We start from the raw sequence: 20,173 nt of genomic DNA, 5'->3' as shown, positions 1-20,173 counted from the left end.
TTTGATCTTCGTTTTTACAATCAAGATCAAAAGATCGCAGCCTGCGGCAGCTCCTACACTGGGGTATGAAGGATGTTGAATTTCATGACGGTCACCGGCAAATCCTCGTAGACCAGATCCTCGACCACCTCCCAACCCAACCCCGCATACAGTGTTTGCGCCGCATCGGTGTACAGATACAACGTCTGTACGCCCAACGCTCTGGCTTCTTCAACAATACGTTTGACCAGTTGCGAAGCAATTCCGCGTCCGCGATCTTCAGCCTTCACATAAACCCCCGCCAGCCACGGCGTCAGTTGCGGGCGGATCTTCATGTCGCTGTCGATCAACAGCGCGCCACCGAGCAATCGGCCGTCTTCAATGGCCACCACCACGCTGGGAACCGCACCCTTGCCGCAGGCGGCGCGCATCCGTTCGGTACGAGCCTCAAGGGTATCGCCGTCGCGGAATTCGCCCCATTCCTTGAAATTGAGTTCGGCCAGTTCCTCAATCAAATGCGGGTGATCACACAGGTAGTCGATGTGCATGGGCTGAACTCCTTTTCATGGGCGGAACAGCCAGCCTAATGCGCTCACAAAACGTAATCAAATGCGCGTCACGATTACGCCGATGCGGTTGCGCAATGACGCGGCTGACCTAAGCTTCTGACAAGGCGAAACATATTTGCCGGGCACAGGTCCGGAACAATCGCCGCGATGCGCAATCATTAGAGCGTGGATATCAAAAGGAGATGCGCATGCTCATCAGGTCACTGACCCTGACACTCTTGCTGGCGATTGCCGGTCCCTTGTTCGCCGCTGACAACGATTCGCCCATAGCCGGGGATATGGGACGGGCCCGACCGTTGATCGTGATCGCCCAAAGCACCGTCGACCCCGTGTGGGTGGGGTTGAAAAAGTCGCTGGAAGATCCGGCGAACAAGAAAGGTGTGACTGACCGCAACATCAAGGTCTACACCATCCTCAATATGGCCGGTCAGCTTGATGGCAAGGACCTTGGGCAGCAGGACACCATGGCCCTGTTGCGTTCGTTGAAGCTCGGCGCCGGGGCGTACCCGAAAGTGTTCCTGCTGGGCAAGGATGGCGAGACCAAACTCTCGGCCTCGGGCGATGAAGCGAAATCGGTGGACCTGAAGAAAATCTTCGATACCGTCGATGCACTGCCGGCCAGCGAAAAGGAAATCAGCGCACCAACGGTCGCTGAAACCAAGGCCACCACAGCCGAGCCGGCAGCCAAGAAAGGCGAGAAGGGTGCCAAGGCGAGCAAACCGGCGAAACCGAGCAAACCACCGGAAATGCCGGATGATTGATGGCATGGCCTGAATCAAAAAATGGGCGACCTCTACAGGTCGCCCATTTTTATTGTCCGCCAAAAAGATCGCAGCCTGCGGCAGCTCCTACATGGGGCCGGTGCAGGAGCTGCCGCAGGCGGCGATCATTTGATTTTCAGTCGGCCAAAGCGCTGAGGATCGTGTGAGCAATCTTCACCCGCTCCGGAATCGGAAAGTTTTTGTTCGCCAGAATCACCACGCCGACATCCTTCGACGGCACAAACGCCACGTAACTGCCAAAGCCACCCGTAGACCCGGTTTTGTTCAGCAGCACATTATCCGCCTGCGGTTGCGGCGGGTTGAGCCACTTCACCTTATGCGGCTGCATGGCCATTTCCGTACTGTTACCGGCCAGCAAGCGGTCGAGGCTGATCGGGTAACGGTACATCTCCCAACCCAGGCCCTGAGTCATGTCACCGACGCTGTAGTAACCGGTGTGGGTGTTGGCGATGGCTTGTTGCAGTGGAGTATCGAGGCTTGCCGGTTTCAGGTTGGCCTGAACGTAACGCAGCATGTCGGCGGCGCTGGTTTTCACGCCATAGGCTTGCGCATCCATCGCGCCCGGGGTGACGCGCACCGGTTGGTTGTTCTTGTCGTAGCCCTGTGCATACAGGCTCATTTGCGCTTTCGGCACTTGCAGGTAGGTGTGTTGCAGGCCCAGTTTCGGCAGCAAGGTTTCACTCATCGCCTGATCATAGGGCTGGCCAAGAGTCTTGGCGGCCAGATAGCCGAACAGGCCCAGGCTCGGGTTGGAGTAAAGACGCTGGCTACCGGCCGGGAAGCTCGGTTTCCACTGTTGGTAATAGCCGAGCATCTTCTCCGCCGAATCCCACTGGTCAGGGAATTGCAGCGGCAGGCCACCAGCGCTGTAGGTGCCCAGTTGCAGCACGCTGATGCCATCGAAGGCGCTGCCCTTGAGCTCTGGCCAGATCTGGCTGGCCTTGGTCGACAGTTCCAGTTTGCCCGTCGCCTGCGCATAGCCCGCCAGGGTCGCGGCGAAGGTTTTGCTCACCGAGCCGATTTCGAACAGGGTGTTTTCGCTGACTTTCTGTCCGGTGTCCTTGGCGGCGACGCCGTAATTAAAGTAATGCGGCTGGCCGTGGACGGTGACAGCCACGGCCAGGCCCGGAACCTGTTGTTGCTGCATCACCGGGGCGACGGCTTTATTAACCAGGGCTTGCAATTGCTCGTCGCTGGGTGTGGCGGCCATGCACGTGGTAGCAGCGAAAATCACGCCAAATGCGCTGCAGATATTGACTTTTCTCGGGTTGATGAAGGACATGTGTGACCCACTCTCCATGAGTGTTGAGGGTGATATCCCGCTACACTGCGGGCGATCTTCTTGTTGGGCGACTGATCAGCGCCGTCAATTTAGGCAGTCCGGCGATGATCGACAAACGATGAAATCTCGCATTAGCCATTAGAAAAATTTGGGAATGGGCATGATTCGACCTCAACTGCCGCTCAATGCACTGCGCGCTTTTGAAGCTTCAGCGCGTCATTTGAGCTTCACCCGCGCCGCCGTGGAGTTATGCGTGACTCAGGCGGCGGTGAGCCATCAGGTCAAAAGCCTTGAGGCGCAACTCAACGTCACCCTGTTCAAACGCCTGCCCCGTGGGCTGATGCTGACCAGTGAAGGGGAGACTCTGTTGCCCGTTCTGACCACTTCGTTCGATCACATCGCGCAGTTGCTTGAGCGGCTGGCCGGCGGTCAGTATCGGGAAATGCTGACCGTGGGAGCCGTCGGAACCTTTGCGGTCGGTTGGCTGCTGCCACGGCTGGCAGACTTCCAGGCGAAACATCCGCTCATAGATTTGCGGCTGTCGACTCACAACAACCGGGTCGATGTCGCCGCCGAAGGACTGGATTACGCGATTCGTTTCGGTGCCGGGGCGTGGCATGGCATCGAGGCCACGCGCTTGCTCGATGCGCCACTGTCGGTGTTGTGCGTGCCGGAAATTGCCCGGCAGTTGCAATCCCCGGGTGACCTGTTGCAGCAGCGTTTGCTGCGCTCGTATCGCACCGATGAATGGCCGCAGTGGTTTCAAGCCGCCGGTCTGGCGACCCACGCCGCGCCGCCGCAGAGCATCGTGTTCGACTCGTCGCTGGCGATGATGGAGGCCGCGCTGCAGGGCAGCGGCGTAGCGCTGGCACCGCCGCTGATGTTCGCCCGGCAATTGGCGGCGGATGTGATTCGTCAGCCGTTTGCGATTGAAATCACCACCGGCAGTTATTGGCTGACGCGCCTGCAGTCACGGCCGGAGACGGTGGCGATGACGGCTTTCAAGCAGTGGCTGGTACACCTCTCGGCTTGAAACAAATCCCCCTGTGGGAGCGAGCCTGCTCGCGAAAGCGGTGTGTCAGACGACAAAAANGGCTGTTTTACCGCATTCGCGAGCAGGCTCGCTCCCACAGGGACGGCAGTGGACTGCAGATCAGCGTTCAGCGCACCAGACACGGCCGCTTGTTATCGAACGTCCACCCCGGAATCAAAAACTGCATCGCCACGCTGTCATCCCGCGCACCGAGGCCCATGCCTTTATACAGCTCATGAGCCTTGGCCACTTGGTCCATGTCCAGCTCCACGCCCAGCCCCGGTTTCTGCGGTACTTGCACGCAACCGTCGACAATTTGCAGCGGTGCCTGGGTCAGGCGCTGGCCGTCCTGCCAGATCCAGTGCGTGTCGATGGCGGTGATGTCGCCCGGTGCCGCGGCCGCGACATGGGTGAACATCGCCAAAGAGATATCGAAGTGGTTGTTGGAGTGCGAGCCCCAGGTCAGGCCCCACTCATGGCACAGCTGCGCGACACGTACCGAGCCTTGCATGGTCCAGAAGTGCGGGTCGGCCAGCGGGATGTCCACCGACTGCAGCTGAATGGCGTGGCCCATTTCACGCCAGTCGGTGGCGATCATATTGGTCGCCGTCTTCAGCCCGGTGGCGCGGCGAAATTCGGCCATGACTTCACGCCCCGAGTAACCGTTTTCCGCACCGCAAGGGTCTTCGGCATAAGCCAGCACATGATGCTGATCGCGGCACAGGCGGATCGCTTCCTTCAGTGACCAGGCACCGTTCGGATCAAGCGTGATACGCGCCTCGGGAAAACGTTCGGCCAGTGCCGTCACGGCTTCGATTTCCGCATCACCGCTGAGCACGCCGCCCTTGAGTTTGAAATCCTGGAAACCGTATTTTGCCTGGGCCGCTTCGGCCAGACGCACCACCGCTTCGGCGCTCATGGCCTTCTCGTGGCGGACGCGGAACCAGTCGTTATCGGCGTCTGGTTCGCTGCGGTAGGCGAGGCTGGTTTCGCGCTGGTCACCGACGTAAAACAGATAACCGAGCATCTTCACTTGATCGCGCTGCTGGCCTTCGCCGAGCAGCGCCGCGACCGGCACGTCGAGGTGTTGGCCGAGCAAGTCGAGCAGGGCGGCCTCGAGTCCGGTCACTGCGTGAATGGTGATGCGCAGGTCGAACGTCTGCAGGCCACGGCCGCCGGCGTCACGCTCGGCGAAGGTCTGGCGCACCTGATTGAGGATCTTCTGATAGTTGCCGATCGGGTTGCCGAGTACCAGGCTGCGAGCGTCCTCCAGCGTCTGGCGGATGCGCTCGCCACCGGGGACTTCACCGACGCCGGTGTGCCCGGCGTTGTCCTTGAGAATGACGATATTGCGGGTGAAAAACGGCCCGTGGGCGCCGCTCAGGTTGAGCAGCATGCCGTCGTGGCCGGCCACTGGAATCACCTGCATGTCGGTGATGATCGGCGCTCTGGCGGTGTCGTGTGCAGTCATGGTTTTGATCCTAATCAGACAGAATTCAGGCGTGCTTCGGCGCGGCTTCGGCCACGGCAAGGTCAGCAGCAGGTTTTGGTGTGGTGCGGGCCGCGAAGACGATGATCGCGGCGATGATCGAGGTCGCGGCCAGACCGTAGAGGCCGCCCTGAATCGAGCCGGTGTGTTGTTCCAGCAGGCCGAAGGTGGTCGGCGCGACGAAGCCGCCGAGGTTGCCCACCGAGTTGATCAGCGCAATCACCGCTGCGGCGATTCGCGCATCCAGATACGCCTGCGGAATCGGCCAGAACAACGACGAGGCGGACTTGAAGCCGAGCGCGGCAAAACAGATCGCGACAAAGGCAAAAATCGGCCCGCCGGTGGTGGACATGAACATCCCCGCCGCGGCGATCAACAACGCGGTGGCGACCCAGGCCTGCTGGTGCTTCCATTTGGCCGAGAAAGCGGCGAAGGCGTACATGCCGACGATCGACAGCAACCACGGGATCGAGTTGAACAGCCCGACCTGGAAGTCACTCATCTCACCCATTTTCTTGATGATGCTCGGCAGCCAGAACGTCGCGGCGTAGATGGTCAGCTGAATGAAAAAGTAGATCAGGCAGAACAGGATGATTTGCCGGTCCTTGAGCAGTTTGCCCATCGATGGGCGGATCGGCGTCGCGGCTTCGCGGGCCTTCTGTTCATCATCGATGGCGTTGACCAGTGCGTCCTGTTCGGCGCGGGTCAGCCATTTCGCGTCGTGGGGTTTCGCGTCGAGCCAGAACCAGACGAACACGCACAGCCCGACCGAGAACATCCCCTCGATGAAATACATCCATTGCCAGCCGTGCATGCCCAGGCCGTTGATCTGCAACAGCAGGCCGGACAATGGGCCGGAGATCAACGAGGCCACCGCCGAACCACTGAGGAAAATCGCGATGGCCTTGCCGCGTTCGGCGCCGGGTAGCCAGCGAGTGAAGTAGTAGATCACCCCGGGAAAGAATCCGGCCTCGGCCACGCCAAGCAGAAAACGCAGGATGTAAAAGTGCGTTTCGTTCTGGATGAATGCCATGCCGGCGGCGACCAGGCCCCAGGTGAGCATGATGCGGGTCAGCCAGATACGCGCGCCGACTTTTTGCAGGAGCATGTTGGAGGGCACTTCGAATAGCGCGTACCCGATGAAGAACAGACCGGCGCCGAAGCCGTAGGCGGCCGCCCCGATGCCCAGGTCATGTTCCATGTGAGTGCGGACGAAACCGATGTTCACCCGGTCAATGTAATTGACGATGAACATGATCACGAAGAGCGGCAGGACGTGGCGTTTCACTTTCGAGATGGCGGACGCGAGTGTCGAATCGACGCCCTCGTTGATCCCGGAGACGGAGGTTTTCACTTGGTTTTCTCCCACTGATTATTTTTATGCGGGGTAGGGCTGGGTGCTGCGTTGTTGCTAGACATCATACAACTGAGATTTTTTGTCCTACAAGTGGGGTGTGGCGATTAATTTTTTCTGGCGGGCAGGTTTTTTATTGCTTTTTTGTCAAATTGTCCATGTTTGTTGGGGTTTTATGGAGGAATGGTTGGTCGTCAGTGTTAAGGAAACTGCTATCCGCCTTTGTTCCTGTGTCTGTCGGGAATCACATATTTCCTGTTTTCTTGAGTGTTGTCATACAAGTTGGTGTCTGTTCCAGGACTAAAATCAATCTCGTCAGCCACCGCGCAGTGCTACGATCCGCAAGCCCCGATGACCGGAATTGATCATGCAAGTAGACCTTGACGCTCCCGCGCCCAAACGTGCGCACAACCTCGCCCATGATCTGGTGGAGAAACTCACCCAGAGCATCCTGCTCGGCCAGATGTCGCCCGGCGACAAGCTGCCGTCGGAGAACGCTATCGTTCAGGAGCATGGCGTCAGTCGCACGGTGGTGCGCGAGGCGATTTCCAAGTTGCAGGCGTCAGGGCTGGTGGAGACGCGGCACGGCATCGGCACTTTCGTCATCGAACGCGCTGCCGAGCAGGGCTTGCGCCTGAATGTCGACACCGCGCTCGGCGTGCGCAGCATTCTTGAGTTGCGCATGGGCCTGGAAACTCAGGCCGCCGCATTGGCCGCGCAACGGCGCAGCGAACAGCAATTGCTGCACATGCGCCAGGCGCTGGATGACTATCAGCGTCTGCTGGACAGCAACGACAGTTGCGTCGAGGCGGATCGCCGTTTTCATCTGCTGATCGCCGAAGCTACCGGCAACGTCTGCTTCAGCGAAATCATGCAGCATCTGGGCAGCGCGATGATTCCGCGTCAGCGGCTCAACGCGGCCGAGCGTGGGGCGGCGGATCTGAGCAAGCTGGGGCAGTTGGCGCATCTGGAGCACGAAGCGATCCTGAATGCGATCAAGCGCCAGGACCCGGACGCAGCGCGCGCGGCGATGTGGCTGCACCTGACCAACAGCCGCGACCGTTTCAGTGCGCAGGGCTGATTGCCGTTGGTCTGCTCGATGGCACGGCCTGCGCAGGCCTGCTTCCAAGCGGTATGGCCCGGGTTTTCCGGACCTCCTTGGTGAGGTGTGTCATGGCTAATGATTTGCTGTTTCAAGGTGGTGTGCTGCCGACCGATCCGACCCGTCCGGTGCCCGGCACGGATGAGCCGACACTGGCCGATCATGATGCGCCACCGGGCATGAGTCCCGGGCGCGATCCGTTGAGTGATGCCGATCGGCCGGAAGACTGGAAGGACCCGGCGGCGGACGATGATGTGCCGCCGGCGGATGAGCCGACGCCGTTGTCTGATGATCGCCGGTAGTGAAAAACCCGGCTCTGGAGCCGGGTTTTTTTTGGTCGGTCAGTGGCGAGGTGTTTTGTTCATGCCGGCCTCTTCGCGGGCAAGCCCGCTCCCGTAGTAGTTGTTGGTGGCATGGGATTTTGTGTTCAACACAACCCCTGTGGGAGCTGGCTTGCCAGCGATGGCGGCCGCGATGTCGCTGAAGATCAGTGACACCTACAAGGTGTTCCGTGTCCTCAATCCGGATTGGCAGCTACATCACGCATCAGCAACCCAAAGCGCAAATCCACCGCATCCGGAATCGGCAGGTACACCGTGTGCCCATCCCCAGGCGCCACCTCGATCGCCTCACCCTTGGCACTCTGCAACTGGTGCAGATCAAAGTGGAAATTGCCCTTGGGCGTCATCAGTTCCAGGTGGTCGCCCAGTGCAAACCGGTTTTTCACCTTGACCTCGGCCAACCGGTCACGGCGCTCACCGGTGAGTTCGCCGACGAATTGCTGACGTTCCGACACCGAGCTGCCGTTCTGATAATTCTGGTATTCGTCATGCACATGCCGGCGCAGGAAACCTTCGGTGTAGCCGCGCTGGGCCAGTGATTCGAGGTCGGTCATCAGGCTGCGATCAAACTCGCGCCCGGCTACGGCATCGTCGATTGCCCGGCGATAAACCTGGGTGGTGCGTGCGCAATAGAAATGCGACTTGGTGCGACCCTCGATCTTCAGCGAATGCACGCCCATGCGCGTCAAGCGTTCGACGTGCTGCACCGCGCGCAGATCCTTGGCGTTCATGATGTAGGTGCCGTGCTCGTCTTCAAACGCCGGCATCAACTCGTCGGGACGATTGGCTTCCTGCAGCAGGAACACCTGATCGGTCGGCGCGCCAATGCCCAGGGTCGGCTCGGGCTGGAAGGTCTGCACGATCTCGCCGAGATGGTTTTCCGTGGCTTCCTGCGCAGAATATTTCCAGCGGCAGGCGTTGGTGCAGGTGCCTTGGTTGGCGTCGCGCTTGTTCATGTAGCCCGACAACAGGCAGCGCCCGGAGTAAGCCATGCACAGGGCGCCGTGGACGAACACTTCCAGTTCCATGCCCGGCACCTGTTCGCGGATTTCAGCGATTTCCTCCAGCGACAATTCCCGCGACAGGATGATCCGGCTCAGACCTCGTTGCTGCCAGAACTCGACGCTCGCCCAGTTCACCGTGTTGGCCTGCACCGAAAGGTGGATCGGCATCTGCGGAAAATGCCGGCGCACCAGCATGATCAGGCCCGGGTCGGACATGATCAGGGCATCCGGCGCCATCTCGATCACCGGCGCCAGGTCCTTGAGGAAGGTCTTCAGCTTGGCATTGTGCGGGGCGATATTGACCACCACGTAGAAGCGCTTGCCCTGGGCCTGCGCTTCGCGAATACCGAGGGCGAGGTTGGCGTGGTCGAACTCGTTGTTACGCACCCGCAGACTGTAGCGCGGCTGGCCGGCGTAGACCGCATCGGCGCCGTAGGCGAAGGCATAACGCATGTTCTTCAGGGTGCCGGCGGGGGCCAGCAGCTCCGGGGCGGCGAGGGGGAGTTCAGGGATCATGGCGGCATCGGTCGCAAAAGCGCGGCAGGGTAGTGCAGCGGCAAGTGCGGTTTATTGATCTGGATCTATCTTTGCGCGGGTGCTACTGATCTGTGCCGCGCCGGCACCATGACAGGGTCCCGCTGCATCAGGTGCAGCGAGCTGCTTCTACCAGGCGATCTATGCTCCATGAACAAAGATGGCACTCGTGCGCGCCCCGGTGGACTAAGGTTCGAGGCGTGCGTGACGCCTGACTGACATGGATCGGACATGAACGAAAAAACGCTGCAATTCAAATCCCTCACCGTGCTGTTGCTGTTGGTGACGGTCGCCTTCATCTGGATTCTGCTGCCGTTCTACGGTGCGGTGTTCTGGGCGGTGATTCTCGGCATTCTGTTTGCGCCGATGCAGCGCAAGTTACAGCTCAAATTCGGCTGGCAGCGCAACCTGACAGCGCTTTGCACGCTGGGCATTTGTCTGGTGATCGCGATTCTTCCGGTGATCATTCTCAGCATCCTGTTGGTTCAGGAAGGCGCGACGGTGTACAACAACATCGAAAGCGGTCAACTGGACATCGGTGCCTACCTGGCACAGTTCAAACACAGCTTGCCCCCTTACTTTCAGCATTTGCTCGATCGCTTCGGCATGGGCGAACTCAACGGTCTGCGCGAGAAAATCGTCAAGGCGTCGATGCAGGGCAGTCAGGTGCTGGCCAGTCAGGCCTTCAGTTTCGGCCAGGGCACATTCGAGTTTGTGGTCAGCTTCGGCATCATGCTGTACCTGCTGTTTTTCTTTCTTCGCGATGGCGCCGAACTGGTACGCAAGGTACGCACCGCAGTGCCGCTGGAAGAGACCCACAAACGCCGTTTGCAGTTGAAGTTCAACCGTGTGGTACGTGCGACGGTGAAGGGCAACCTGGTGGTGGCGGTCACTCAGGGCGCATTGGGCGGGGCGATTTTCTGGTTTCTCGACATCCCCAGCGCGTTGCTCTGGGCGGTGCTGATGGGCTTTCTGTCGCTGTTGCCGGCGGTGGGCGCGGGAATCGTCTGGGCACCAGTGGCGGTGTACTTCCTGCTCAGCGGGATGATCTGGCAGGGCGTGGTATTGGGGCTGTTCGGGGTATTTGTGATCGGTCTGGTGGACAACGTGCTGCGCCCGATTCTGGTCGGCAAAGACACGCGCATGCCCGACTACATGATCCTGATCTCGACCCTCGGCGGCCTCGCAGTGTTCGGCCTCAACGGTTTCGTGATCGGGCCGCTGATCGCGGCGCTCTTCATGTCGAGCTGGGCGCTGTTTATCGAGACCAAACCGAAAGTCCAGTTGCCTTAAGCGTGGAACGGCGCGCTGACGATTTTCTGCGACAGTGCCTGCGCTGCCGGGAGCGAAGTCAGCGGGCCGCTGATGGGCTCACCGTCGCGCACCAGATACCAGCAGGCGAGCAATCCCGACGCTCTGAGCGATGCGGGAACAGCGCTGCCGATGACCGACATGATTTGAACCTGAGCCATGACCAGTACCTCCATCAATCTGTGGAGCTACCTTAGGGATTCGCTGTGCTCAGGGACAATCAACGCTTTCGATAGTGGTCATTGATAACAGTGAGGACGGGGTCAGTCGACAACCTGGTCGAGCATGTGCACCACTTCGCGCTCGTTGAGCAGGCCCTTGTGCACCAGGTTCTCCGCCAGCAGCGAAAGGAACTTGGCGCAGCGGTGGCCTTCCAGGTGTTTGAGTTCGGTCAGCGCACTGTACACCTTGCTTGAAGTGCACAGGCCGACGATGCGGTGCGGATTTTGAGTAGGCATGGGTCGTCCTTGTTGTTATCAACCTGTTGTTTACGGACGGATTCAGATTGCGGTTCCGTCATGACAAATCGATGACCGTTCTGTGTTTTGCCCCCAGCGGTCAAGTCCATCATGCCGACTTTAGCCGCTGGAACTATCCTCACAGCGACCTTGGCAAGATTTTTTCAGACGTTGCCCGACCGACGGTCATAAAAAAGCCCCGCTATAAAGCAGGGCTGTTTGTTGGCGATTACCAGCGTGGGCCACCGTAGTAGCCGTGTGGCCGGCCGTAATAGCCGCGTGGTGGGCCGTAGTAGACCGGGCCAGGCACGTAGACCGGTTGTTGCACGTAAACCGGGGCCGGCTGGTAATAGACCGGTGGCGGCGGTTGTTGCACATAAACCGGTGCCGGTTGAGCGTAAACAGGCTGTTGCACGTAGACCGGCCGGTCCTGGTTGATCAGTGCCGAGCCGATGATGGCCGAGCCGACGATCGCACCAAACACGGCCGGACCCTGCCAGCCACCGCCGTGGGCTTCTGCCTGACCTGTGATCGCGAATGCACCAATCAACAAGGCCACGATGGGGAGTTTACGAATCATGATAATTCCTCGGTTCTTCGACCCGGCGTCCGGGCCTGCACCAGGCCCAAAGTTGTCGCGGGGATACTTCTATGACAGCGAAATTCTGAAAATCAGCACAGCCGCTGGGTAAATTTTGTGTAAGGTCTGTACCGGCTTCTTTACCGGTGGGTCAAAGGGGCACGCGGTCCGTTGCAGACAGGCGCTTATGATCGTTCAGAACCCGATGGAATGGCTAACTCCGTCCATCCGAAAGTCCGTTTGAAGGAGAAGTTTCATGCAGATGAATCCCAACAAAGACACCCAGCTGTGCATGTCCCTGTCGGGGCGCCCGGGGAATTTCGGTCTGCGGTTTCATAACCATTTGTACGAGCAGTTGGGCCTGAACTTCTATTACAAGGCGTTCAGCAGTCAGGATTTGCCGGGGGCTGTCGGCGGCATTCGTGCGCTGGGGATTCGTGGTTGTGGCGTGTCGATGCCGTTCAAGGAAGCGTGCATCGCACTGGTCGATGAGCTGGATGCGTCGGCGGCGGCGATCCAGTCGATCAACACCATCGTCAACACCCACGGTCACCTCAAGGCCTATAACACTGATTACATCGCCATCGCGCAATTGCTGGAAACCCACGCAGTGCCGAAAGATTCGACGTTCGCCCTGCGTGGCAGCGGCGGCATGGCCAAAGCCGTGGCCAGCGCCCTGCGTGATGGTGGCTACAAGAATGGACTGATCGTGGCGCGTAACGAGCGCGCCGGCCAGGCACTGGCGGACTCGCTTGGCTATCGCTGGCAGGCGGAGCTGGGCGAAGAGCGGCCGCAGATGCTGATCAACGTCACACCGGTGGGCATGGACGGCGGGCCGGAGGCGGGGCAACTGGCGTTTGAGCCTGAAGTGATCCAGGCAGCCGGGATTGTGTTCGATGTCGTGGCGATTCCGTCGGAAACACCGCTGATCGTGCGCGGCCGGGCCGAGGGCAAGAAAGTGATTACCGGGCTGGAGGTGATTGCGATCCAGGCGCTGGAGCAGTTTGTGCTGTACACGGGCGTGCGGCCGACTGAAGAGCAGTTTGCGGCGGCGGTGGCGTTTGCCCGGAGCTGATGAGTTGTGCTGGCTGGGCGGGCCTCTTCGCGAGCAGGCTCGCTCCCACAGTTGAATTTTTGTCATGCACAGATTGTGTGTTCGCTGTAGATCCTCTGTGGGAGCGAGCCTGCTCGCGAAGGATGCACCACGGTCTCAAGTCAGACATCCATGCCTATACTGCCTCCCCAGCCAGCCCAGACTTGCCACCCACAAAAACCGTGACCGAGGCCCGCCATGCACCCACCCATTCTCAACCTGCATCAGGTCGAACTCGAACCCTTGCCCGAAGCCCTGGCCCCGGAAGGCGAAACCGCCGGGCGTTATCTGCAGCGCATGGCGCGGGTAGGCCAGCAACTCGGCGCGCAAAAACTCGGTTATCGCCTGTACGCATTACCGCCAGGCATGCGCGGCAGTCCGTTTCACAGCCACCGGGTCAATGAAGAGATGTTCTATGTGGTGGCCGGGGAGGGTGAAGTGCGCTTGGGGGCCGAACGCTTTCCGATTCGCGCGGGCGACGTGATCGCCTGCCCGCCGGGCGGCCCGGAGACGGCGCATCAAATCATCAATACCAGCGAAGCGGAACTGCGTTACCTGGCGGTCAGCACCCAGCAGCAACCGGATATCTGCGAATACCCGGATTCCAACAAATACGCAGTGATGGACAACTTCAAGGTTGATGCTGAGGGCAATGCATCAGGTTTTGTTGCCGTGGCGCGGCAGGCGGATGGGGTGGATTACTGGGATGGTGAGTAAATAGAGACCTTCGTCTTGGTGCAGCCCCTGTGGGAGCGAGCTTGCTCGCGAATGCAATGTGTCATTCACATCATTGCTAAATGACACACCGCATTCGCAAGCAAGCTCGTTCCCACAGTAGGATTTCGGGGTTATTCGAGGCGCGCCAGGCGCTCTTCCAGTGCGGCAATCCGTGCTTCCAGCTCTTCGATGCGCTCGACCGAAACGCCGCTGGTCGCGCGCTCCCCAGGATTCTGCCGCGCCGCCAGGATCGCCTCGATGTCCGCCGGATCGCCCAGCGCATGGGTGTAGCGGTCTTCGCGTTGCCCGGCCTGACGCGGGATCAACACCGCCAGCCCACGGGCGATCAGACGCTCCAGCTGATGCACCACCTGCTCGGCATCTTCGAAATCGTGCATGCGGCCGCTGCGGGTCAGCAACTCATTCACTGTCTGCGGGCCACGCAAGAACATCAAACCGGTGAGAATCACCTGGGCCGGCACCAGCTCCAGCGCCTTGTCGAGTTTATGCTCCCAGCGATCAGCGCGACTGCCCATGACCAGTTTGGTGTAACCGTGGCTTTCCAGCGCCCGCAGACTTTGGCCGACCTGGCCCTGAGTCAGGTTCATCACCGGCTCGCGGCTGGTCTTCTGATTACAGGCCAGCACCAATGCATTGAGGGTCAACGGATAGGTTTCCGGGCTGGTGGCCTGTTTTTCGATCAACGAACCCAGAATGCGGATTTCCGTGGCGTTGAGCCGTGGTTCGTTGGTGGTGGTTGCAAGTTCGGTGGTCATCGCGCGTTCCCTCAGCAGTCGAAGGCGCCTAGCCTAATCCTTGGCTAACAAAAGGCAAGCCGTGTGGTCATCAAGCATGGCTATAATCGCCTCCACGTTCCACCCAGCCACCACACGAGACTGCCATGACCATTTCCCTTTACGCCGCATCCGTCCCGGTTTTTCAACAAATGCTCAACGCCCTGAGCGATGTCCTGAAAAAGGCTGAAGCCCACGCCACCGAGAAAAACATCGACCCGAACGCCTTCCTGCAAGCGCGCCTGTACCCGGACATGTTCCCGCTGGTGCGTCAGGTGCAGATCGCCGTCGACTTCGCCAAGGGCGTTTCCTCGCGTCTGGCCGAAGTCGAAATCCCGAAGTATGACGACACTGAAACCACGTTCCCCGAACTGCAGGCGCTGATCGCCAAGGTGCTGGCCTACATCGGCGAGATCAAGCCGGAGCAGATCAACGGCAAGGAAGGCATCGAGATCGTGACCCGTCCGGGCACGCCGAAAGAGAAGCGCTTCAGCGGTCAGGCTTACCTGCTGAGCTACGGTCTGCCGCAGTTCTTCTTCCACGTCACCACTGCCTATGCGCTGTTGCGCCACAACGGTGTTGAAGTGGGTAAACGCGATTACATGGGCGCGTACTAAAACACCCCGCAACAAAAAAGCCCGCCAAGGTTCACACCTTGGCGGGCTCTTTATTGGATAAAGCAAAAGATCGCAGCCTGCGGCAGCTCCTGCAGGGAAACGCATTCCTAATGTAGGAGCTGCCGCAGGCTGCGATCTTTTGATCTTCAGACTGAACGCTGAACTTTCGCCTCTTCACCCAAGCAAGCCGCGGCAGTAAACAGCACATCAGTGGACGAATTCAGCGCAGTCTCCGCCGAGTCCTGCAGCACACCAATGATGAAACCCACCGCCACCACCTGCATGGCAATCTCGCTGGGAATGCCGAACAGGCTGCACGCCAGCGGAATCAGCAGCAGCGAGCCACCGGCCACGCCCGAGGCGCCACAGGCACAGATCGCCGCGACGACGCTGAGCAGGATCGCGGTCGGAATGTCCACGGCAATCCCCAGCGTGTGCACGGCAGCCAGGGTCAGCACGGTGATGGTGATCGCTGCGCCAGCCATGTTGATGGTCGCACCCAGCGGGATCGATACCGAGTAAGTGTCTTCATGCAGGCCCAGGCGCTTGCTCAGTTCCAGGTTGACCGGAATGTTCGCTGCCGAACTGCGGGTGAAGAAGGCGGTGATGCCGCTTTCGCGCAGGCACTTGAGGGTCAGCGGGTACGGGTTGCGGCGCAGCTTCCAGAACACAATCAGCGGGTTCATCACCAGCGCGACAAACAGCATGCAGCCCAGCAGCACGGCCAGCAGGTGCGCATAACCGATCAACGCGCCGAAGCCCGAGGTGGCGAGGGTAGACGCCACCAGACCGAAAATGCCCAGTGGGGCGAAACGAATCACTACGCGCACGATCACGGTCACGCCGTTGGACAGGTCGCCCAGCACCTCGCGTGTGGTGTCGCTGGCATGGCGAATCGCGACGCCCATGCCGATCGCCCAGGCCAGAATGCCGATGAAGTTGGCATTCATCAGCGCGCTGACCGGGTTGTCGACCACGCTCAACAGCAGGCTTTGCAGCACTTCGGCAATGCCGCCCGGCGCGGTGACTGACACATTGTCGGTGGACAGCACCAGATGCGAGGGAAACGCCATGCTGGCCACCACCGCGACCACGGCTGCGGCGAAAGTGCCGAGCAGATACAGGAACAGGATGGGTCTGATGTGGGTTTCCTGACCGTGCTTGTGGTTGGCGATCGACGCCATCACCAGCACGAACACCAGAATCGGCGCCACGGCTTTCAGTGCCGAGACGAACACTTTGCCGATGAACGCCGAGCCTTTTGCCGCTTCCGGGGCGAACAACGCCAGAGCGATACCGGCGATCAGGCCGATCAGGATCTGCGTGACCAGACTGAGGTTTTTCAGGCGTTGCATTAGAGAAGGGGATGAAGCGGTCATAACGGCATCTCTGATTTTTTATAGGGTGCAAGGTTGCGTGAAACCGGTGGTACATCAAGGGGGCAGGTCACCGGCACGAACCGAAAGGGCTGAGGCGCGATCAACGCTGTTAAACGGGGCGCTGAACAGGGTGTACGTTTTTCAGGGCGCGGACTTTATCACAGCGTAGGCGTTATCCTTCAGGCCTGTGACGATCTGCCACCGGATTGATCGGCAAGTCGGCAGGTTTATGCAAGTCACTGCTGAAACACTCTGTTAAGATTCGCCATCCTCATTTTAATCGTTGCCAGCGGGCCTTCCGGCCTTCGCTGGTGTCGTCGTTTTGCTGGAGTTGCTCATGCTGTTGCCCATTCTTCTGTTGTCCGCTGCCGGATTCACGGTGCTGACCACGGAATTCGTCATCGTCGGCCTGTTGCCGGCCATTGCCCGAGATCTGGCGGTAACCATTCCGCAGGCGGGTCTGCTGGTGACTCTGTTCGCTTTCACGGTGGCGATGTTCGGCCCGTTTTTGACCGCCTATTTCGCCCGCTTCGAGCGGCGCAAGTTGTTCATCACCATCCTGATCATGTTCGGCCTGGCCAACACCGTTGCCGCGCTGGCGCCGAACATCTGGGTCATGGCCATTGCGCGCTTGATCCCGGCCCTCGGCCTGCCGGTGTTCTGGGCCTTGGCCAGCGAGACAGCGGTGGACATCGTCGGCCCGGATTACGCCGGCCGTGCGATTGCCAAGATCGGCTTCGGCATCGTCTGCGCCACGGTATTCGGCATCCCGGTGGGCACGTTGATTTCCGATGCGTTCGGCTGGCGCAGTGCATTCGCGATTCTGGCGGTGATCGCTTTTGCCAAGGCCTTGCTGCTGTTTGTTTACCTGCCGAAAACCAGTCTGCATCAGCACCAGGTCAGCTTCAGCTCGCAGTTCAAGATCCTGCGCAGCCCGCTGATGCTCGGCCATGTGCTGTTGTCGATCCTGGTATTCAGCGGCATGTTCACCGCCTACACCTATCTGGCCGACATACTCGAGCGTCTGGCGGGTTTTAACGGCACCGTGGTTGGCTGGTGCCTGATGGGCTTCGGTGCGGTCGGGCTGATCGGCAACTCGCTGGGCGGGCGTGCAGTGGATCGTCATCCGTTGGGTGCGTCCGTGCTGTTCTGCGCGTTCATGATTGCCGGCATGGTCTCGCTGGTGCCGAATATCCACTCGACGCTGGGCCTGGCGGTGGCCATGGGCATCTGGGGTATCACCCAGGCGGCGCTGTTTCTGGTCAGCCATGTACGCCTGATGAAGGCCGCACCGGAAGCGCCAGCCTTTGCCGCCTCGCTGAATATCGCCGGGGCCAACCTCGGGATCGGCCTCGGAGCGATGATCGGCGGTCGAGTGATCGACAGTGCCGGCCTTGGCTTTCTGGGATTTGCCGCTGCCGGGTTCATTCTGTTGTCGGTATTCCTCGCCATGGTCTTGATGACGCTCAAGCCGCGCGAAGCGTGCGCCCAGGCGTCATAGCGCGGTAAACAGCTCGCGTCGGGCACCTTCGGTAATCGCCACGATGCCGGGGTGCTTGACCTTGCGTTCCACGGAAATGGCATAGAACGACTCGGTCACCGCGTCGGTCTGGCCAATCACCTCGACGCCGTACTGGCGTTTGACTTCATCGGCAATCACGCTTGGGCCGATGAAAATCCCGCTGCCCGATTGGCCGAAGGCCTGCATCAGGGCGCTGTCATCGAACTCCCCGACGATTCGCGGCTGGATCTGCTGCTCGGCAAACCAGCGCTGCAGACGGCTGCGCACCACGGTTTCCGCGCCGGGAATCAGCAGCGGTGCGCCGTTGAGGCTGCGCGGAAAGTCTTGCCCGTATTGCGCCGCCAATTGCGCGGTGGCGAAAAAACTGATCCCGCATTCGCCGAGTTTCTGGCTGTAGCCCTTGATGTCGAGGTGCGACGGCATCGGGCTGTCGGAAATCACCAGGTCCAGACGCTGGATGGCCAGGTCCGCCAACAGGCGTTCGAGTTTGTCTTCGCGGCAGGTGATGCGCAGCGGTTCGTGCAACTCCATGGTCGGCGCGATCAGCCGATAGACGATGGACTTGGGCACCACGTCGGCCACGCCGACGCGAAACAGGATCTGCTGTTCGTTGGGCTGGGCACGCAGCATCAACTCCAGTTCGCCGCCCAACTGGAACATCTGCTCGGCGTAGGGCAGGGCCTGGCGTCCGGCCTCGGTCAGTTCCAGCTGGCGGCCGACCCGCTGAAACAGTTCGATGCCGTAGGTTTGTTCGAGCAGCGAAATCTGCCCGCTGATGGTTTGCGGTGTGAGGTTGAGTTGCTCGCAGGCACGCACGATGCTGCCGGTCTTGGCGACCACCCAGAAGTAATGCAGTTGTCGGTAATTGAGCACTCTAAGGTTCCCCCCCCCTGTAGGAGCTGCCGCAGGCTGCGATCTTTTGATCTTGCTTTAAAAAATCAAAAGATCGCAGCCTTCGGCAGCTTCTACACTGATGGTCATAGTTCGTTAAAGCCGAAGTATAGCCGCTAAAAATACGAATTTTCCTGAAGTGTTTGTCTCCCTAGAATGCCCAGCCATCGACGGGTGGTCTGTGACCCTGTCTGTTCATTCGAAGGAAGTCTCATGAAATACACAATCCCTGCATTGATGTTTACGTCTTTACTGCTCATGGCCGGTTGCGATCAGGCCGAGAAAAGTGCCCAGCAGTTGATGGGCAAGGCTGCCGAAAGCGCCAAACAGGCGATCGACGATACGCACAAAGCTGCTGAACAAGCGCTCAGCGACGCCACCGGCGGCTTGATCGAGAAAAAAGAAGCGCCGGAAAAAGATGCGGAAAAATCCGAATCTTCCTCCAAGACCATCTAAATCGTCATACAAGAGTCAGGACTGACCCATGGAATATCTGTTAGAACTCGCCGCCAGCCCCGCCGCCTGGGTTGCTTTGGCCACACTGGTGGTGATGGAAATCGTGCTCGGCATCGATAACCTGATCTTTATTTCGATCCTGACCAACAAGTTGCCTGTGCAGCATCGGCAGAAGGCGCGCCGCATCGGTATCGGCATGGCGCTGATCCTGCGTCTGGCCCTGTTGAGCACCATCGCTTTCATCGTGCAGTTGACCGAACCTGTAATCGAAATCATGGGCCAGGCGTTCTCCTGGAAAGACATGATCCTGATTGCCGGTGGTCTGTTCCTGGTGTGGAAAGCCACGACCGAGATCCATCACAGCATGGACCCGGCCCCGGAAGACCCGAAAACGGCGACTTCGACCGTGACCCTGGGCTTCGCTGCCGCAATCGGTCAGATCCTGATGCTGGACATGGTGTTCTCCATCGACAGCATCATTACTGCGGTGGGCATGACTGAACACTTGCCGATCATGGTGATCGCGGTGGTGGTGTCGGTGATGGTGATGCTGTTCGCAGCTGAGCCGTTGGCCAAGTTCATCAACGACAACCCGACAGTGGTGATGCTGGCCCTGGGCTTCCTGATCATGATCGGCATGACGCTGATCGCCGAAGGCTTCGGTGCCCATGTACCGAAAGGTTATGTGTACGCGGCCATGGCCTTCTCGGCAGCGATTGAAGTGCTGAACATGATGTCGCGCCGGGCGAAGCAGAAGAAGCTGGCTCAGCAAGCTTAATCTGCAGCAAACCAAAAGGCCGGCTGGACTCGTCGAGTTCAGCCGGCCTTTTTGCTTATGCCTCATGCCGCACGGCTTGTGCCTTATGCAGGAGCTGCCGAAGGCTGC

At 59.7% G+C, this 20,173-nt stretch carries 23 protein-coding genes; 11 read left to right on the top strand and 12 right to left on the bottom strand.

Annotated elements, in window-relative coordinates:
- Positions 1–53 precede the first annotated feature (53 nt).
- Positions 54–527 carry a GNAT family N-acetyltransferase gene (locus ACTJKS_RS27570; protein WP_108182260.1) on the bottom strand — a complete coding sequence of 158 codons (474 nt, stop codon included), beginning with the start codon at positions 525–527 and terminating at the stop codon, positions 54–56.
- A 209-nt stretch (positions 528–736) separates the two neighbouring features.
- On the opposite strand from ACTJKS_RS27570, the gene ACTJKS_RS27565 reads away from it, so the two are divergent.
- Positions 737–1,309 carry a DUF4174 domain-containing protein gene (locus ACTJKS_RS27565; protein ID WP_041074073.1) on the top strand — a complete coding sequence of 191 codons (573 nt, stop codon included), beginning with the start codon at positions 737–739 and terminating at the stop codon, positions 1,307–1,309.
- Positions 1,310–1,445: 136 nt separating this feature from the next.
- Here ACTJKS_RS27565 and ampC read toward each other — a convergent pair whose 3' ends face one another.
- Positions 1,446–2,612, bottom strand: a complete 1,167-nt coding sequence (gene ampC, locus ACTJKS_RS27560) for a class C beta-lactamase (protein WP_108182261.1) — start codon at positions 2,610–2,612, stop codon at positions 1,446–1,448.
- Between the two features lie 160 nt (positions 2,613–2,772).
- On the opposite strand from ampC, the gene ACTJKS_RS27555 reads away from it, so the two are divergent.
- Positions 2,773–3,645: a LysR family transcriptional regulator gene (locus ACTJKS_RS27555; RefSeq protein ID WP_108184375.1), complete on the top strand. Its 873-nt coding sequence runs from the start codon at positions 2,773–2,775 to the stop codon at positions 3,643–3,645.
- A gap of 127 nt (positions 3,646–3,772) precedes the next feature.
- Here ACTJKS_RS27555 and gudD read toward each other — a convergent pair whose 3' ends face one another.
- Positions 3,773–5,116 (bottom strand): glucarate dehydratase, encoded by a 1,344-nt coding sequence (gene gudD, locus ACTJKS_RS27550; RefSeq protein WP_108182263.1) that lies wholly within the window; start codon positions 5,114–5,116, stop codon positions 3,773–3,775.
- Between the two features lie 25 nt (positions 5,117–5,141).
- The gene (locus ACTJKS_RS27545) at positions 5,142–6,488 is read right to left on the bottom strand and encodes an MFS transporter (RefSeq protein ID WP_108182264.1); all 1,347 of its coding nucleotides are present in this window, start codon (positions 6,486–6,488) and stop codon (positions 5,142–5,144) included.
- A gap of 367 nt (positions 6,489–6,855) precedes the next feature.
- On the opposite strand from ACTJKS_RS27545, the gene ACTJKS_RS27540 reads away from it, so the two are divergent.
- Both ACTJKS_RS27540 and ACTJKS_RS27535 read left to right on the top strand, forming a co-directional pair.
- On the top strand, positions 6,856–7,569 hold the full coding sequence (locus ACTJKS_RS27540; protein WP_108182265.1) for a FadR/GntR family transcriptional regulator: 714 nt from the start codon (positions 6,856–6,858) through the stop codon (positions 7,567–7,569).
- 92 nt (positions 7,570–7,661) lie between these two features.
- Positions 7,662–7,892 (top strand): hypothetical protein, encoded by a 231-nt coding sequence (locus ACTJKS_RS27535; RefSeq protein ID WP_007965409.1) that lies wholly within the window; start codon positions 7,662–7,664, stop codon positions 7,890–7,892.
- Between the two features lie 39 nt (positions 7,893–7,931).
- Here ACTJKS_RS27535 and ACTJKS_RS27530 read toward each other — a convergent pair whose 3' ends face one another.
- Positions 7,932–8,087 (bottom strand): hypothetical protein, encoded by a 156-nt coding sequence (locus ACTJKS_RS27530; RefSeq protein ID WP_262949096.1) that lies wholly within the window; start codon positions 8,085–8,087, stop codon positions 7,932–7,934.
- 20 nt (positions 8,088–8,107) lie between these two features.
- Entirely contained in the window at positions 8,108–9,451 is a 1,344-nt protein-coding gene (gene trhP / locus ACTJKS_RS27525) for a prephenate-dependent tRNA uridine(34) hydroxylase TrhP (protein WP_108182266.1), read from the bottom strand.
- 249 nt (positions 9,452–9,700) lie between these two features.
- Here trhP and ACTJKS_RS27520 point away from each other — a divergent pair, with 249 nt between their 5' ends.
- Positions 9,701–10,762 (top strand): AI-2E family transporter, encoded by a 1,062-nt coding sequence (locus tag ACTJKS_RS27520; RefSeq protein ID WP_041074089.1) that lies wholly within the window; start codon positions 9,701–9,703, stop codon positions 10,760–10,762.
- On the opposite strand, the gene ACTJKS_RS27515 is transcribed toward ACTJKS_RS27520, so the two are convergent.
- The 3 genes from ACTJKS_RS27515 to ACTJKS_RS27505 all read right to left on the bottom strand — a co-directional run bounded on the left by ACTJKS_RS27515 (position 10,759) and on the right by ACTJKS_RS27505 (position 11,818).
- Complete coding sequence (locus ACTJKS_RS27515) at positions 10,759–10,941, bottom strand: hypothetical protein (protein ID WP_041074091.1); 183 nt, start codon at positions 10,939–10,941, stop codon at positions 10,759–10,761. The genes ACTJKS_RS27520 and ACTJKS_RS27515 overlap by 4 nt on opposite strands.
- A gap of 102 nt (positions 10,942–11,043) precedes the next feature.
- A complete protein-coding gene (locus ACTJKS_RS27510) occupies positions 11,044–11,238 on the bottom strand; it encodes a hypothetical protein (protein WP_025108897.1) in 195 nt (64 codons plus the stop codon).
- 229 nt (positions 11,239–11,467) lie between these two features.
- Positions 11,468–11,818 carry a hypothetical protein gene (locus tag ACTJKS_RS27505; RefSeq protein ID WP_007965394.1) on the bottom strand — a complete coding sequence of 117 codons (351 nt, stop codon included), beginning with the start codon at positions 11,816–11,818 and terminating at the stop codon, positions 11,468–11,470.
- 256 nt (positions 11,819–12,074) lie between these two features.
- On the opposite strand from ACTJKS_RS27505, the gene ACTJKS_RS27500 reads away from it, so the two are divergent.
- A complete protein-coding gene (locus ACTJKS_RS27500; RefSeq protein WP_198760082.1) occupies positions 12,075–12,893 on the top strand; it encodes a shikimate 5-dehydrogenase in 819 nt (272 codons plus the stop codon).
- Positions 12,894–13,109: 216 nt separating this feature from the next.
- A complete protein-coding gene (locus tag ACTJKS_RS27495) occupies positions 13,110–13,628 on the top strand; it encodes a cupin domain-containing protein (RefSeq protein WP_108182268.1) in 519 nt (172 codons plus the stop codon).
- 131 nt (positions 13,629–13,759) lie between these two features.
- Here the strand turns inward: ACTJKS_RS27495 and ACTJKS_RS27490 are convergent, their stop codons facing one another.
- On the bottom strand, positions 13,760–14,404 hold the full coding sequence (locus tag ACTJKS_RS27490; protein ID WP_041074096.1) for a YceH family protein: 645 nt from the start codon (positions 14,402–14,404) through the stop codon (positions 13,760–13,762).
- Between the two features lie 125 nt (positions 14,405–14,529).
- Here ACTJKS_RS27490 and ACTJKS_RS27485 point away from each other — a divergent pair, with 125 nt between their 5' ends.
- Positions 14,530–15,039: a DUF1993 domain-containing protein gene (locus tag ACTJKS_RS27485; protein WP_262949094.1), complete on the top strand. Its 510-nt coding sequence runs from the start codon at positions 14,530–14,532 to the stop codon at positions 15,037–15,039.
- A 146-nt stretch (positions 15,040–15,185) separates the two neighbouring features.
- Here the strand turns inward: ACTJKS_RS27485 and sstT are convergent, their stop codons facing one another.
- Positions 15,186–16,418: a serine/threonine transporter SstT gene (sstT, locus tag ACTJKS_RS27480; protein ID WP_198760083.1), complete on the bottom strand. Its 1,233-nt coding sequence runs from the start codon at positions 16,416–16,418 to the stop codon at positions 15,186–15,188.
- A gap of 337 nt (positions 16,419–16,755) precedes the next feature.
- On the opposite strand from sstT, the gene ACTJKS_RS27475 reads away from it, so the two are divergent.
- Complete coding sequence (locus ACTJKS_RS27475) at positions 16,756–17,919, top strand: MFS transporter (RefSeq protein WP_041074102.1); 1,164 nt, start codon at positions 16,756–16,758, stop codon at positions 17,917–17,919.
- Here the strand turns inward: ACTJKS_RS27475 and nhaR are convergent.
- On the bottom strand, positions 17,914–18,813 hold the full coding sequence (nhaR, locus tag ACTJKS_RS27470; protein ID WP_086794737.1) for a transcriptional activator NhaR: 900 nt from the start codon (positions 18,811–18,813) through the stop codon (positions 17,914–17,916). The genes ACTJKS_RS27475 and nhaR overlap by 6 nt on opposite strands.
- Positions 18,814–19,044: 231 nt before the next feature.
- Between nhaR and ACTJKS_RS27465 the strand changes: the two genes are divergently transcribed.
- Together ACTJKS_RS27465 and ACTJKS_RS27460 are read left to right on the top strand one after the other, a co-directional pair.
- On the top strand, positions 19,045–19,287 hold the full coding sequence (locus ACTJKS_RS27465; protein ID WP_025108906.1) for a hypothetical protein: 243 nt from the start codon (positions 19,045–19,047) through the stop codon (positions 19,285–19,287).
- Positions 19,288–19,315: 28 nt separating this feature from the next.
- Complete coding sequence (locus tag ACTJKS_RS27460; protein WP_041074106.1) at positions 19,316–20,065, top strand: TerC family protein; 750 nt, start codon at positions 19,316–19,318, stop codon at positions 20,063–20,065.
- Positions 20,066–20,173 lie beyond the last annotated feature (108 nt).

The organism is Pseudomonas sp. 22189, from assembly GCF_052045635.1.
Classification (GTDB): domain Bacteria; phylum Pseudomonadota; class Gammaproteobacteria; order Pseudomonadales; family Pseudomonadaceae; genus Aquipseudomonas; species Aquipseudomonas parakoreensis.
Note: the sequence above shows the minus strand (reverse complement) of the source record. Positions and strands in the feature narration are given on the sequence as shown.